The organism is Streptomyces sp. NBC_00075 (assembly GCF_045041225.1).
Taxonomy (GTDB): Bacteria; Actinomycetota; Actinomycetes; order Streptomycetales; family Streptomycetaceae; genus Streptomyces; species Streptomyces adonidis.
This window is the reverse complement of the sequence record NZ_CP108243.1, coordinates 7,487,778-7,501,312: the sequence shown is the minus strand read 5'-3', so window position 1 is coordinate 7,501,312 and position 13,535 is coordinate 7,487,778. Positions and strand designations below refer to the sequence as shown.

At 72.7% G+C, this 13,535-nt stretch carries 11 protein-coding genes; 8 read left to right on the top strand and 3 right to left on the bottom strand.

Going from position 1 to position 13,535, the window contains the following annotated elements; translation table 11 throughout:
- Positions 1–128 precede the first annotated feature (128 nt).
- From OG787_RS32845 to OG787_RS32815, 7 genes are all read left to right on the top strand, one after another.
- Positions 129–1,610 (top strand): hypothetical protein, encoded by a 1,482-nt coding sequence (locus tag OG787_RS32845; RefSeq protein ID WP_405537615.1) that lies wholly within the window; start codon positions 129–131, stop codon positions 1,608–1,610.
- An 88-nt stretch (positions 1,611–1,698) separates the two neighbouring features.
- Positions 1,699–2,781: a glutamate ABC transporter substrate-binding protein gene (locus OG787_RS32840; protein WP_369033338.1), complete on the top strand. Its 1,083-nt coding sequence runs from the start codon at positions 1,699–1,701 to the stop codon at positions 2,779–2,781.
- 64 nt (positions 2,782–2,845) lie between these two features.
- Positions 2,846–4,171, top strand: coding sequence for a hypothetical protein (locus tag OG787_RS32835; RefSeq protein ID WP_369033289.1), 1,326 nt, complete (start codon positions 2,846–2,848; stop codon positions 4,169–4,171).
- Positions 4,171–6,711, top strand: a complete 2,541-nt coding sequence (locus OG787_RS32830; RefSeq protein WP_405537613.1) for a tetratricopeptide repeat protein — start codon at positions 4,171–4,173, stop codon at positions 6,709–6,711. Before OG787_RS32835 ends, OG787_RS32830 begins: the two co-directional genes overlap by 1 nt.
- Positions 6,712–8,097 carry a PP2C family serine/threonine-protein phosphatase gene (locus OG787_RS32825; protein WP_405537611.1) on the top strand — a complete coding sequence of 462 codons (1,386 nt, stop codon included), beginning with the start codon at positions 6,712–6,714 and terminating at the stop codon, positions 8,095–8,097. It abuts the gene before it with no gap.
- Positions 8,098–8,199: 102 nt separating this feature from the next.
- A complete protein-coding gene (locus OG787_RS32820) occupies positions 8,200–9,546 on the top strand; it encodes a VWA domain-containing protein (RefSeq protein WP_369033292.1) in 1,347 nt (448 codons plus the stop codon).
- Between the two features lie 41 nt (positions 9,547–9,587).
- Complete coding sequence (locus OG787_RS32815; RefSeq protein ID WP_405537610.1) at positions 9,588–10,898, top strand: FHA domain-containing protein; 1,311 nt, start codon at positions 9,588–9,590, stop codon at positions 10,896–10,898.
- Positions 10,899–10,911: 13 nt separating this feature from the next.
- On the opposite strand, the gene OG787_RS32810 is transcribed toward OG787_RS32815, so the two are convergent.
- Entirely contained in the window at positions 10,912–11,907 is a 996-nt protein-coding gene (locus OG787_RS32810) for a methyltransferase domain-containing protein (RefSeq protein WP_405537608.1), read from the bottom strand.
- Between the two features lie 98 nt (positions 11,908–12,005).
- Here OG787_RS32810 and OG787_RS32805 point away from each other — a divergent pair, with 98 nt between their 5' ends.
- A complete protein-coding gene (locus tag OG787_RS32805) occupies positions 12,006–12,410 on the top strand; it encodes a globin (protein ID WP_369033295.1) in 405 nt (134 codons plus the stop codon).
- Between the two features lie 16 nt (positions 12,411–12,426).
- Here the strand turns inward: OG787_RS32805 and OG787_RS32800 are convergent, their stop codons facing one another.
- Both OG787_RS32800 and OG787_RS32795 read right to left on the bottom strand, forming a co-directional pair.
- Entirely contained in the window at positions 12,427–13,107 is a 681-nt protein-coding gene (locus tag OG787_RS32800; RefSeq protein WP_369033296.1) for a hypothetical protein, read from the bottom strand.
- Positions 13,104–13,535 carry an acyl-CoA thioesterase gene (locus OG787_RS32795; protein ID WP_369033297.1) on the bottom strand — a complete coding sequence of 144 codons (432 nt, stop codon included), beginning with the start codon at positions 13,533–13,535 and terminating at the stop codon, positions 13,104–13,106. Before OG787_RS32795 ends, OG787_RS32800 begins: the two co-directional genes overlap by 4 nt.

Here is a 13,535-nt window from a genome sequence, read left to right as displayed (position 1 = left end):
GCAGCGCGCCCCCGCACAACGCCTCCGCACTGCAACACAACGCGGCCGCACTGCGATCCGATCAAGATCCAGTGAAGCCCGGTGCGGATTGTCGGTGCCGGGGGCGATACTGGCGGTGACGGATGACCATGGGGGAGGTCACAGTGACATCCACGAGCAGTGCGGCACCACCGGCGCCCAACTCGCCCGGCACAGTGGGCACGACCGGCACGTCCGCCGCCACGCCCCCACCCGCCGTCCCGGCGCAGGCGGGCGCGGGTCCGGCCCCCGGCGCCCCCCAGCCACCGCGCCGCACCGCCTTCGCCGAGGGCGTCGACCAGCTGCGGGCCGCCGCGACCACCGAGCCGGGCCGGCTGCGGATCATCGGCGCCCTGCTCGCCGTGCTCGTCGTGGCGTTCGGGGCGGTCACCGCCTGGCAGATGACGGACCGTTCGTCCGCCGCCGACGACGTGCTGCACAACAGCCAGCCCCTCAGCTCCGCCGCCGCGGACATCTACAGCTCCCTCGCCGACGCCAACACGGCGGCCTCCAGCGGCTTCCTGGCCGGCGGTGACGAGACGGCGGACTCCCGCGAGCGCTACCAGCGGGACATCCGCAACGCCGCCGCGAAGCTGTCCAGCGCCGCGACCAACTCCGAGCCGGACTCCCCGTCGGCGGCGACCATCGCCAGGCTCAACGAGCTGCTGTCGGAGTACACGGGCTACATCGAGCGGGCCCGCGCCAACAACCGGCTGGGCTTCCCGGTCGGCGGCTCGTATCTGCGCCTGGCCAACGAGAAGATGCAGGACGAGATGCTCCCCGAGGCGGAGAAGCTCTACGCCAGGGAGAACCAACGGCTGCGCTCCGACTACGCGGACGCGACCTCGTACCCATGGGCGGCGATCGGGCTCGGCGTCGTCGTGCTCGGCGCCCTGGTCTGGGCCCAGCGGCGCAACTACCGGCGGACCAACCGGGTGCTGAACCACGGTCTGGTGGCGGCGACGGCCACCGCGACGATCGTCCTGCTGTGGCTGGTCGCCGGGCAGAGCTTCGCCCGCTCGGGCCTCAACGACTCCTACGACCACGGCATCCGCTCGCTGAACGTCCTGCACGACGCCCGGATCGCCTCCCTGAAGGCGCGCGGCAACGAGAACCTGACGCTGGTGGCGCGCGGCGCGGAGACGACCGAACTGAAGGACGGCTCGATCGTCGACGCCTACGACAACGACTTCAACGGCGACATGAGCGCGCTCGGCAAGGGCCTCGCCCAGGCCGAGCGGCTCGCCGACGACTCGGCGGGCAAGAAGCCGGTCACCTCGGCCGTCGGCGGCATGGAGGAGTGGGAGAAGCGCCACGACGCGGCGCAGGACGCCTACAAGTCGGGTGACTTCCAGCAGGCGCTCGCCAAGGTCATAGGCGGCAAGGAAGACAAGCCGACCGGCGAGTGCTTCGACAACGTCGACACGGCGCTGAAGACGGCGATCGAACACGAGCAGACGGAGTTCCGGCAGGCGGCCGGGAACGGCCGGGACGCGATGATCGGCCTCCCGGTGGGCGCCGGCGCCCTCGCCGTGCTGGGGGCGGCGGGCGCGGTGCTCGGCATCGGGCGCAGGCTGTCGGAGTACCGCTGATGCGGTCCGAAGCGGTAGAGATGCGGTACGACGCAGTACAAGGGAGTGCGGCGGCAAAGGAGTTCGGGCGATGGGAGGGGGCGTGACGATGAACGCACAGCGGCTTCTGCGGGGTCCGCGCACCGGTCTCCAGGTCCTGCGGGCCGGTCTCCGGACGCTGCGGGCCGGACTGCGGGGCTGGGGCGGTGTCGGGGCGATGGCGGCCGTCTGCGCCCTCGCGGTGGCCTTCGCGCTGCTGCTCCCGCTGACCCAGTCGTCCGGCGACGGCAGTACGGGCACCGGCGGCCAGGGCGTCGCCGAGGGCATCCAGGCGAAGGCGGAGGACTGCGTGAACGCGCAGGACCAGAGCCCGCCCCCGTCCGACCTGGACGGGAAGACGATCGAGGCGATCAAGGCCCGCAAGGGCGAGGACCGCAAGCTGATCGTCGGCGTCGACCAGAACAGCTACCGCTGGGGCTACCGCGATCCGAACGGCGGCCCGGAGGCGTCGCTGGAGGGCTTCGACATCGACCTGGTCCACCGGATCGCGAAGGACATCCTCGGCGACGAGAACGCCGTCCAGTTCAAGGCCATCCCGACCAACCAGCGCATCCCGGCGATCAAGGCCGGCCTCGTCGACATGATCGTCCGCACGATGACGATCAGTTGTTCACGACTGGAGGACGTGTCCTTCTCCGCCCCGTACTTCCTCACCGGCCAGCAGGTCCTCGCGCCCAAGAGCTCCACGATCAAGGGGTACGACAAGACCCTCGACGGCAAGCGGATCTGCTCGGCGAAGGGCTCCACGGCGCTGGAGAAGCTGACGGACGACAAGGCCGCGAAGAAGGCCGCGGTCGCCTCCGCCGACATCGGGACGACCGTCCCCAGCCAGCTCGACTGTCTCGTACAGCTCCAACTCGGCCTGGTGGACGCCGTGGTGACCGACGGCGCGCTCGCCGCGAGCCAGGCGGCCCAGGACCCGACGGTGGAACTGAAGGGCGCCACGTTCACCAAGGAGTACTACGGCGTGGCGGTGAAGAAGGGTGCGAACGACCTGGCGGCACGGGTCAATCGCATACTGGAGCAGTACCGCCTGGACGGCGGCTGGCAGACGTCGTACGACAAATGGCTGCTGCCCACCCTGGGCAGTGACTCCCAGTCGGCGAAGCCGCCGGTGCCACGCTACAAGTGACGGTCCGCCAACCAGGTTCGCCAACCAACCAACTGACCGCAGAGCCGACTAGTCGAGGTGATCGATGGGCGTCACGGGAGCCACCGGGCCGGTGATGGACCGGGACGAGGTGGACCGTGCGCTGGCGCGGCTCGGCGCGGAGCACGAGGCGATCGAGACCTCGCTCCTCGCCCTCCAGGACCACGCGGGCCGCAGACTCCTCGAAGGCGCCGAGCTGACCGGCACGACCCAGGAGCGCTGGACGTCCGCGGAGGCGTCGATCACGCTGCTGTGGGCGTACTTCGACGCGTACTCGGACGCGTTGCGCTCCGCCCGTGAGATCCGTTCGCGCCGCCGCTGGTCCAGCCGCGAGGACCTGGTGGAGCTGACGGAGCTGCTGCGCGGCGAGTGCGTCACGGTCGCGGGCAGCGCGACGGCCACGGCCAACGCGCCCACCCTGCACGGCACCGGCCGGCTCAGCCAGGCGTACTCGCTGGCCGCCCTGGTGGAGCGGATGAACGAGCTGTACGCGAGTTCACTGGACATGGTCGTCACCGCCGACGCCGTCTGGTCGGCCCTGCCCGCGCGGATAGATTTACTGGCCGCGGAGCTTCAGCGCACCCGCCAACTGGCGCACTCCGTGGGCGTACGCCCCGGCGAGCACCCGGCGGGCGACGACCTGGAACGCATCACGCGCACGCTGACCGCCCTGCGCGAGCGGGTGATCTCCGACCCGCTGGCGTTCTGGCTGCCCGCCCAGGGCAGTTCGGCGCCCGGCGGCGGCCGTCCGGACACCACGGTGTACGACCGTGAGGCGCGCGCCCTGGAGGACGTCCGCCGGGAGATCGACGCCGTGCTGACGGTCCGCCAGGACGCGGAGGCGCGGCTCGTCAACCTGCGCGACCTGCTGTCCCGCGCGGACCGCACACTCGCCGAGGCGCGCAGCGCGCGCGGGGAGGTGCTGGCGAAGATCGCCGCCTCCGAGGTGCCCGCGGTGAGCGGCCCGCCGACGGCGCTGCACGAGCAGCTGTCGATGGCCGCCGAGTACCGCAGACACGCCCAGTGGCACCGGCTCTCGCCGCTCCTGGAGTCGCTGGAGGCGAAGGCGGAGGACGAACTGATGCGCGCCCGCGAGTCGTTGACGGCGGTCACCCAGCCGCTGGCGGTCCGCGCGGAGCTGCGCGGCCGGCTCGACGCGTACAAGGCGAAGGTGGCCAGGCACGGCCTCGCGGAGGACCCGCTGCTGATCGAGCGGTACGACGCGGCGCGCCGCATGCTGTGGAGCGCGCCCTGCGACCTGCGGGTCGCGGAGCAGGCCGTGCTGCGTTACCAGCAGGCCGCCGCCGAGTTCTTCGGCGGCCCGCGGGTGCCCGGCCAGGCCGGGCCCAGTGACCGGAGGGGGGACTACTGATGAGCGAGACGGAGACCGGGGCGGAGCAGCAGAAGTGCCAGCGGCCCGACTGCGAGGGCAGTTACGAGGACATGGGCGGCGGCGAGCTGTACTGCGACACGTGCGGACTCGCACCGGTCGTGTCGGCCACCGGCATGGTCGGTTCACCGCCCACCGGGGTCACCGGGAGCGGCAAACGGGGCTCCGGGCGCGGCAGTTCGTCCTCGTCGAGCTCCCGCGCCTCCTCCCGTACCTCTCGGTCCTCGCAGTCCCGCCGCTCGGTCTCCGGGCGGCTGTCGCGGGCCCTGTCGGGGAAGTCGACGGGCCGTTCGGTGTCGGTGCGCAGCTCGGGGTCGACCGCCGGGTCCTCCGGGCGTGGGCGGCTCGGTGTGGGTCTGGTCGAGGTGCCGGGGGTGCCGCGGCCCGACCCGCGCGCGATGGTGCTGGAGAACCCTGAGGTTCCCGAACGCAAGCGGTTCTGCTCGCGCTCCGACTGCGGGGCGCCGGTGGGGCGGGCGCGCGGCGAGGGCCGGCCGGGGCGCACGGAGGGGTTCTGCACGAAGTGCGGGCACCCGTATTCGTTCGTGCCGAAGCTCGAGACCGGTGACATCGTGCGCGGCCAGTACGAGGTGGTGGGCTGTCTGGCGCACGGCGGTCTCGGCTGGGTCTATCTCGCCGTGGACCGGGCCGTGTCCGACCGGTGGGTGGTCCTCAAGGGCCTGCTGGACACCGGCGACCAGGACGCGATGGCCGCCGCGATCTCCGAGCGGCGCTTCCTCGCGGAGATCGAGCACGCCAACATCGTGCGGATCTACAACTTCGTGGAGCACCTCGACCAGCGCACGGGCTCGCTCGACGGCTACATCGTCATGGAGTACGTCGGCGGCAAGTCGCTGAAGGAGATCGCCAACGACCGCCGCACCCCGACCGGCAAGCGGGACCCGCTGCCGGTGGAACAGGCGTGCGCGTACGGCATCGAGGCGCTCGAAGCGCTCGGGCATCTGCACAGTCGCAACCTGCTGTACTGCGACTTCAAGGTCGACAACGCGATCCAGACCGAGGACCAGCTGAAGCTGATCGACATGGGCGCGGTCCGCAGGATGGACGACGACGAGTCGGCCATCTACGGCACGGTCGGCTACCAGGCGCCCGAGGTGGCGGAGGTCGGCCCGTCGGTGGCGTCCGACCTGTACACGGTCGCGCGCACGCTCGCCGTCATGACGTTCGACTTCCAGGGCTACACGAACGTGTTCGTGGACTCCCTGCCCGACCCCGACCACATCGAGGTCTTCCGCCAGTACGAGTCGTTCTACCGGCTCCTGGTCCGCGCCACCGACCCCGACCCGGCCCGCCGGTTCGCGTCCGCGCAGGAGATGGCGGAGCAGCTGACGGGCGTCCTGCGCGAGGTGGTGTCGCTCCAGACGGGGCGGTCCAGGCCCGCGCTGTCGACGCTGTTCGGGCCCGAGCTGAAGGTCACGGACTCGGAGCTGTTCGGGGCGCTCGACGGGGACGTGTCGCGGCTGGGGGCACGCGTGGTGACGCCGGGCAGAAAGTCCTCGGCGTCGGCCGCTCCCGCCCTCGGTGGCACCACCAGGGCGCTCACCGGCACCCCACGGCTCGTGAAGGCCGTCGACGCCGGTGCCGCCGCGCTCGCGCTGCCCGTGCCCCGGGTCGACCCGACGGACCCCAACGCGGGCTTCCTGGCGGGGCTGATGGCCTCGGCGGCCGGTGAGCTGATCGCGGCCCTCGCGGTGGTCCCGGCGCAGTCGACGGAGACCCGGCTGCGGCAGGTGCGGGCCCAGCTGGAGAACGGCGACCCGGCGACCGCTCTGGCGTCGCTGGTCGAGCTGGAGGAGGAGCGGCCCGACGACTGGCGGGTGGTCTGGTACCAGGGCGTGGCCGCGCTGGTGACGGGCGATCACGAGGGCGCCGCGCTGTCCTTCGACGCGATCTACGACGCCTTCCCGGGCGAGAGTCCGCCCAAGCTGGCCCTCGGGCTGTGCGCGGAGGTGCTCGGGCAGCTGGACAACGCCGCCGAGTACTACCGGCTGGTGTGGACAACCGACCCGAGCTATGTGAGCGCCGCGTTCGGCCTGGCCCGCGTCCAGTTGGCGGCGGGCGACCGCCGTAGCGCCGTGAAGACGCTGGAGTCGGTCCCGGAGGCGTCGATCCACTACACGGCGGCCCGCGTGGCGGCCGTACGGGCGCGGCTGCGGCAGCGGACGGCCGCACACGCCGACGCACCGTTCCTGGACGATCTGATCGCGTCCGCCGGGCAGGTGGAGGCGCTCGGCGGCTACGGTCTGGACGCGGTCCGGCGGGAGCAGCTGTCCACGGAAGTCCTCGGCTGCGCGCTGGACTGGATACTCTCCCAGGACCAGGCTTCCGCCCCTCCGGCCGTCGGGGGGCGGGTGCTGCTCGGCAGCGACCTGGACGAGCGTGGCCTGCGCTTCGGCCTTGAGCGCTCGTACCGGACGCTGGCCCGGCTCGCGCAGGGCGGCGAGGAGAGGATCGACCTGGTGGAACGAGCCAACCGTTACCGCCCCCGGACGTGGGTGTAGTTGATGTCCCAGATGCCCCAGCCACCCCAGCCGTCCCAGCCGACGGCCCTGTCCCGGTGCCCGAGCTGCGAGGAGCCCCTCGAATCCGGCGACCGGTTCTGCGGCGCGTGCGGGTACGACCTGTCGGCCGTGCCCCCGCGCCCCGGTGACTCCCCCACCCTCACCCTGAGCGGCGCGCTCGCCGCCGCTCAGCTCCCGCCTCCGGAGGCCGCTTCCGTGGACTGGCCCCGCGCCCCCGAGACCAGCAGCTCCGGCACCCCGGCGCCGGTGCACCTGGCGACCGATCTACAGGGCGCGGACTCGGGCGAGACCCCGCTCCCGCCGCTGCCCGGCGGTCTGCCGCCCACGGGCTCGCCGGTCTCCCCGGCCACGGGCGTCCGGTTCGACCGCGCGGCCGGCGGTGAGCCCGACGAGTACCCGCTCCAGGCGCCCGTCCCGCGCCCCGCCGGGTCCTCGACGCCCCCGGCCGGCACCAAGGTGTGCGTGGCCTGCCGGGCGGGCCGTGTCGACCTCGACGGGTACTGCGAGAACTGCGGGCACGCCCAGCCGCGCGAGCGCGACCACATGGAGGACGAGGTCGGCCCGCTCGCCGCGGTCACCGACCGCGGCCTGCGCCACCACCGCAACGAGGACGCGTACGCGATCTCCCACACCACGCTGCCCGACCGGGCGCCCGCGCTGGTCGCGATCGTCTGCGACGGCGTCTCCTCGGCGACCCGCCCCGACGAGGCCTCGCTCGCCGCGTCCCGGGCGGCCGGCGACTCGCTGATGGCGGCCCTGCCCCAGGGCACCCACCCGCAGCAGGCGATGCACGAAGCGATCATCGCCGCCTCGCACGCCGTGAACGCTCTCGCCGACGAACCCGCCGGGGCCCGCGAGCACACCCCGCACCAGAACTCCCCCGCCTGCACCCTGGTGGGCTCCGTCGTCACCCCGACCCTGCTGGTCGTCGGCTGGGTCGGCGACAGCCGCGCCTACTGGGTCCCGCTGGACCGCTCCGCCGCCCCCGCCCGCCTCACCGAGGACGACTCGTGGGCCGCGCAGATGGTCGCCGCGGGCCTGATGAACGAGGCGGAGGCGTACGCCGACGAGCGCGCCCACGCCATCACGGGCTGGCTCGGCGCGGACGCGTACGAACTGGAGCCGCACACCGCTTCCTTCAAGCCCGACCGGCCAGGTGTAGTGGTGGTGTGCACGGACGGACTGTGGAACTACGCGGAGGCGGCGGAGGAGCTGGCCGAGATTCTCCCGCCGGACGCCTCCGCGCGCCCGCTGCACGCCGCCCGGGTCCTGGTCGGCCACGCACTGGACGGCGGGGGCCACGACAACGTAACAGTGGCCGTCGTGCCGTTCCCCGCCCCGTTGCCGGGGGCAGGATCGGCCTGAGGGCACTGACACGGGGGTGTCCTCAGAAGGACCGGAGGGGACTGGTCCGCATACAGTCACTGCTCCACAGGTGTGGGGTTTTCGAGGGGGAGCGAAGCACGCATGGCCAATTTCTCGAAGTCGAACGTGCCGCAGTTCTCGGTCGACGTCTACCAGAACGAGTACCTGCCCGAGGGCGGCCGTGAGGTCAGCGCGATCGTGACGGTCACCGCCACCGGCGGCGGGACGGTCGGCACCGCCGTCGCGGCACCTCACCTTTACTCGCCCGGCCAGGGCCCGGACGCGGCCGTGGCCATCATGGTCGACTGCTCCGGCTCCATGGACTACCCGCCGACCAAGATGCGGGGCGCCCGGGAGGCCACGTCCGCCGCGATCGACGCCGTGCGCGACGGAGTGCACTTCGCGGTGATCGGCGGCACGCACCTCGCCAAGGAGGTCTATCCGGGCAGCGGACGGCTCGCGGTCGCCGACGCGACCACCCGCGAGCAGGCCAAGCAGGCGCTGCGCCGGCTGAGCGCGGGCGGCGGCACGGCCATCGGCACCTGGCTGCGCCTCGCCGACCGTCTCCTCTCCTCGGCGGACGTCGCGATCCGGCACGGCATCGTGCTGACCGACGGCCGCAACGAGCACGAGTCGGCGGAGGACCTGAAGGCCGCCCTGGACTCCTGCGCCGGCCGCTTCACCTGCGACGCGCGGGGCGTGGGCACCGACTGGGAGGTCAAGGAGGTCACCGGGATCGCCTCCGCGCTCCTCGGCACCGCCGACATCGTCGCCGACCCGGCCGGCCTCGCCGCCGACTTCACGCAGATGATGGAGACGGCCATGGGCAAAGAGGTCGCGGACGTCGCCCTGCGGCTGTGGACCCCGGTCGGCACGGAGATCAAGTTCGTCAAGCAGGTCGCGCCCACCGTCGAGGAGCTGACCGACCGCCGCACCGAGGCCGGCCCGCGCGCCGGTGACTACCCCACCGGCTCCTGGGGCGACGAGTCCCGCGACTACCACGTGTGCGTCGAGGTGCCCTCCGCGAACCTCGGCCAGGAGATGCTGGCCGCCCGGGTCTCCCTGGTGATCCCGCAGCCGGACGGCAGCGCCCAGAACCTCGGCGCGCAGGGCCTCGTACGGGCCGTGTGGACCGACGACATGGTGGCCTCGACGTCGATCAACCCCCAGGTCGCGCACTACACAGGTCAGGCGGAACTGGCACAAGTCATCCAGCAGGGTCTTGATGCCCGCAAAGCGGGTGATGTCGACGGCGCAACGGCCAAGCTGGGACGGGCCGTTCAGCTCGCCAGCGCCTCCGGAAACGCGGATACTGCGAAACTGCTTGCGAAGGTGGTGGACGTGGTCGACGCCGCGGCAGGTACTGTGCGACTGAAGGCGAAGGTCGAAGAGGCCGACGAGATGACACTCGAAACACGGTCCACAAAGACTGTTCGTGTAAAGAAGTAACCGACCAAAACGTAGCGAAGAGGAGAGGGGGAAGCGCCGACATGCCGACCTGCCCGAACGGACACCAGTCGGGTTCCGACGACTGGTGCGAGGTCTGCGGTCACCGCATGGCCGGTGCCGTGCCCCCGCCCCCGCCGCCACCCCCGGCGCCCGGTTACGGCTATCCGCCGCCGGGCTCCGCCACCGGTGCGCCCGGCAGCCGCTCGCACCTGTCCGCCGTACCGGACGCCGAGCAGGAGCTGTGCCCGCAGTGCCGTACCCCGCGTGAGGGGGGCGCTCCGTTCTGCGAGGAGTGCCGGTGGAACTTCCTGACGAACACGGCGACCTCGTACACCCCGGCCGCCCCGCGCCCGCCGGCGCCGGGTCCCGGCCAGGGCTTCGGCGGCGGCCCCGGTGGCGCGGGCCCCGGCCAGCGGTACCAGCCCCCGCCGCCCGGACCGTCCTACGGCGGCAGCGGTGACGGGTACGACTACCAGAGCTCGCGCCCGTCGCAGATGAACCGCCCCGCGGAGCCGATCCCGCCCTTCGGCGGCGACCCGTCCCGCCCGGTCCCCCCGCCGCCGGGTCCCACACCCGGCGCGCCCGGTGGCGGTCCCGGTGGCACCTCGCCCGGCGGCCCGCAGGGCTTCGGTGGATCGCAGGGATACCCGCCTCCCACATCCGGCGGGCAGCAGGGCTACCCGCCGCCCGGTGGCGGCCCCGGAGGGCCCGGAGGGGCTCCGCAGGCGTTCCAGCCGTCCGGTCCGCCCTCCCCGCCCGCGTTCCCGCAGGAGACGGGCCGACGCGGTGGCGGCTACGGCGGTGGCGACGACTGGGAGCTCCCCCCGCCGTCCGGCGGCCCGAGCGGACCCCCGCCCCCGCAGCAGGGCGGTGGCTACGGCTATCCGCAGCCCGGCTCGACCCAGGCCCCGCCCGGACCCGGCGGCGGCTACGGCCAGCAGCAGCCGCTGTCCTGGAGTGCCACGATCGGCCCGGACCGCGAGTACTTCATGGCGATGATGCAGCGCTCGGGCCCCGAGGCCGCGGGCCTCAACCTGCCCGCGTACTCGCCTGAGCAGCAGCGCGCGCTCACCGGCAACCAGATCACGATCGGCCGCCGCCGCCACTCCACGGGCGAGTCCCCGGACATCGACCTCGCGGTGCCGCCGGAGGACCCGGGCGTCTCGCACCAGCACGCCGTACTGGTCCAGCAGCCCGACGGCAGCTGGGCGATCGTCGACCAGAACTCGACGAACGGTACGACGGTCAACGGCTCCGAGGAGCCCATCCAGCCCTTCGTCCCCGTACCGCTACAGGACGGCGACCGGGTGCACGTGGGCGCGTGGACGACGATCACGATCCGCCGGGGTTAGGGCCTAGCGGCTGTCAGCCGGGGAGGGGCCAGGCGTACGGACCTGTGGGTTCGTCGAGCCAGGCCCACTCCCGGTCGCCGCTGACGGTGATCCCGTACCGCTCCCGCACCGGCCTGTCCTCGCGCTCCCACAGCGCGTACGCCTCCTGCGGGTCCAGGCTGCCCCGGGTGAGCGCCAGCAGGAACCGGAACAGCTCGTGCTCGCGTGTCCGGCGCGGGAGCGCGCCCAGGTGCGGGAAGTCGGGCTCCGGCCGGGTTTCACCCCGCAGCGGCACGAAGTAGGCCGACGTGTGCAGGAAGCGGCCCTCCGCGTGCTCGGCGTCGTGGACCGTGAGGGCGGCCAGGCCGGTGGCGAACGGGGTCAGGATGCGGGCACCGGGGCGGCACTGGGCGAGCCAGGCGCGCGGGACCGAGGTGAGCGTGCAGGTCGCGATGATCCGGTCGAAGGGGGCCCGCTCGGGCACCCCACGGGCGCCGTCGCCGGTGACGACGACCGGGTGGTACCCGGCGGCGGCCAGATGCCGTCGCGCCGACTCGGTGATCTCCGGATCCAGATCGACCGTCGTGACGAGCGCGTCGCCGAGGCGGTGCGCGAGCAGCGCCGCGTTGTACCCCGTGCCGGCGCCGATCTCCAGGACGTGGTGCCCGTCCTCGACCCGCAGCTCGGTGAGCATCACCGCCATGAGCGAGGGCTGGCTGCTGGAGGAGAGCAGTTCGCCGTCGCGCATCCGGGTCGCGAGCGGCGAGTCCGCGTAGGCGCCGCGCACCCAGCGCTCACGTGTGCGCGGGTCCGGGCTCTCGCCCCACAGCCGCTGCTGCCCGGTCACGGCACCGGCGTAGTAGTACGGCACGAACAGATGCCTGGGCACCGTCTCGAACGCCTCCCGCCAGACCGGGTCGCGGTCCCAGGCCCCGCTCGCCTCGATCAGCCGCACGAGTTCGGCCCGCGCCGTGGCGGCGAGGTCGTCCAGGTCCTTGTCCCTGCCCTCGTGGAGAGCGTGCGCGCTCATACATCCACTGTCCTGCGCCTGGCTCCGGGACGCCATGGGGCGCTTGGGGTGGTCCTAGGCCTTGAGTCCTGGGTCCCCCCGTCTGAGACCATGGTGAGGTGAAAGAGATTCCGCGCGGCACGCTTCAGGAGCAGACCTTCTACGAGCAGGTCGGCGGCGAGGAGACCTTCCGGCGCCTTGTGCACCGGTTCTACGAGGGTGTCGCCGAGGACCCGCTGCTGCGGCCCATGTATCCGGAGGAGGACCTGGGCCCGGCCGAGGAGCGGTTCACGCTGTTCCTGATCCAGTACTGGGGCGGCCCCACGACGTACAGCGAGAACCGCGGCCACCCCCGGCTCCGGATGCGTCACGCCCCCTTCGCCGTCGACCGGGCCGCGCACGACGCGTGGCTGAAGCACATGCGGGTCGCCGTCGAGGAACTCGGCCTCTCCGAGGAGCACGAGCGGACGCTGTGGAACTACCTGACGTACGCGGCGGCCTCGATGGTGAACACGGAGGGCTGACCAGCGGGCCAGGGGCTCAGCGGACGGTGACGTCCAGTGCCCCGAGCCCCGCCCTGCGTACGGCGATCGACCCGTACGGGGTGCGCAGCCGCAGCCAGGCCCCGGAGGCGACGAGCGCGAGCGGTGTGTCACCGGAGGACTCCGGTCGCAGGAAGCCCAGGGACTGGGCCGCGTGGACGGCCCGTACCGGCAGGTGGGTGTCGCCGACCGTCCGGGTCCAGATCTCCCGCCCGATCCGGTCGAGTTCGGGGCGGGTACGCAGCTCGGGCGCCAACTCCCCCGTACGGGACCGGAATTCGGCGACCGCCGCGGCGACCATCGCCCGCAGCGCGTCCGGTGCGGGCAGGCCCGGCTCAGGTCGCCAGCCGCCGCGCGGGGGCAGTACGCCGGCCCACGGCGGGCCGGTCACCGCGGCGGGGACGGTGAGGGTGGCGGCGGACTCGTCCACCGACTCCAGGAGTTCACCGGCCGACACCGTGACGTCGAGGGCGGCGTCCAGGCCGTTCTCGTACGGCTTGGCGAGGCGGGCCGCCCGGATCGCGAGGACCTCGAAGGACGGGGGCCGCCCGAACACGGCGAGCGCGGTGCCGTGCGCCTGGAGGCGCACCGCCGCTCCACGGTCGTAGTGCAGCAGCCGGCCGAGGAAGGCGGCGAGGTCGGCCGCCTCTCCCTCGTCGGCGAGGTGCAGGACCGTCATGCGGCGACGGCCCCGCCCTCTTCGTCGTCATCCTCGTCGTCCGCGTGCAGGTACTCCTCCAGGAACTCCCGCTCCTCGGAGGTGATGCGGCGCGGGCGCTGGGTCGCGAAGTCGAACGGCACGACGACCGTCGAGGCCCGGACGTACACCTGGTCCGGGTCCTTGACCTCACAGGTGAGTGTGAAGGACGCCGCCTTTATGTCCGTGACCCACAGCTCGATGTCCACGGGCGTGTGCCGGTGGACCAACTGCCGTTTGTAGTCGATCTCGTGGCGTGCCACCACCGACCCCTGCTGGAAATCCTTGTCCGGGCGGAACAGGAAGTCGATACGGGCTTCCTCCAGATAGCGGAGGAAGACCACGTTGTTGACGTGGCCGTACGCGTCCATGTCCGCCCAGCGCAGCGGGCAGCGGTAGATGTGCCGCAA

Coding starts and splice junctions, on each gene's coding strand:
- OG787_RS32845 (WP_405537615.1), top strand. CDS start 129: ATGGGGGAGGTCACAGTGACATCCACGAGCAGTGCGGCACCACCGGCG.
- OG787_RS32840 (WP_369033338.1), top strand. CDS start 1,699: ATGAACGCACAGCGGCTTCTGCGGGGTCCGCGCACCGGTCTCCAGGTC.
- OG787_RS32835 (WP_369033289.1), top strand. CDS start 2,846: ATGGGCGTCACGGGAGCCACCGGGCCGGTGATGGACCGGGACGAGGTG.
- OG787_RS32830 (WP_405537613.1), top strand. CDS start 4,171: ATGAGCGAGACGGAGACCGGGGCGGAGCAGCAGAAGTGCCAGCGGCCC.
- OG787_RS32820 (WP_369033292.1), top strand. CDS start 8,200: ATGGCCAATTTCTCGAAGTCGAACGTGCCGCAGTTCTCGGTCGACGTC.
- OG787_RS32815 (WP_405537610.1), top strand. CDS start 9,588: ATGCCGACCTGCCCGAACGGACACCAGTCGGGTTCCGACGACTGGTGC.
- OG787_RS32810 (WP_405537608.1), bottom strand. CDS start 11,907: ATGAGCGCGCACGCTCTCCACGAGGGCAGGGACAAGGACCTGGACGAC.
- OG787_RS32800 (WP_369033296.1), bottom strand. CDS start 13,107: ATGACGGTCCTGCACCTCGCCGACGAGGGAGAGGCGGCCGACCTCGCC.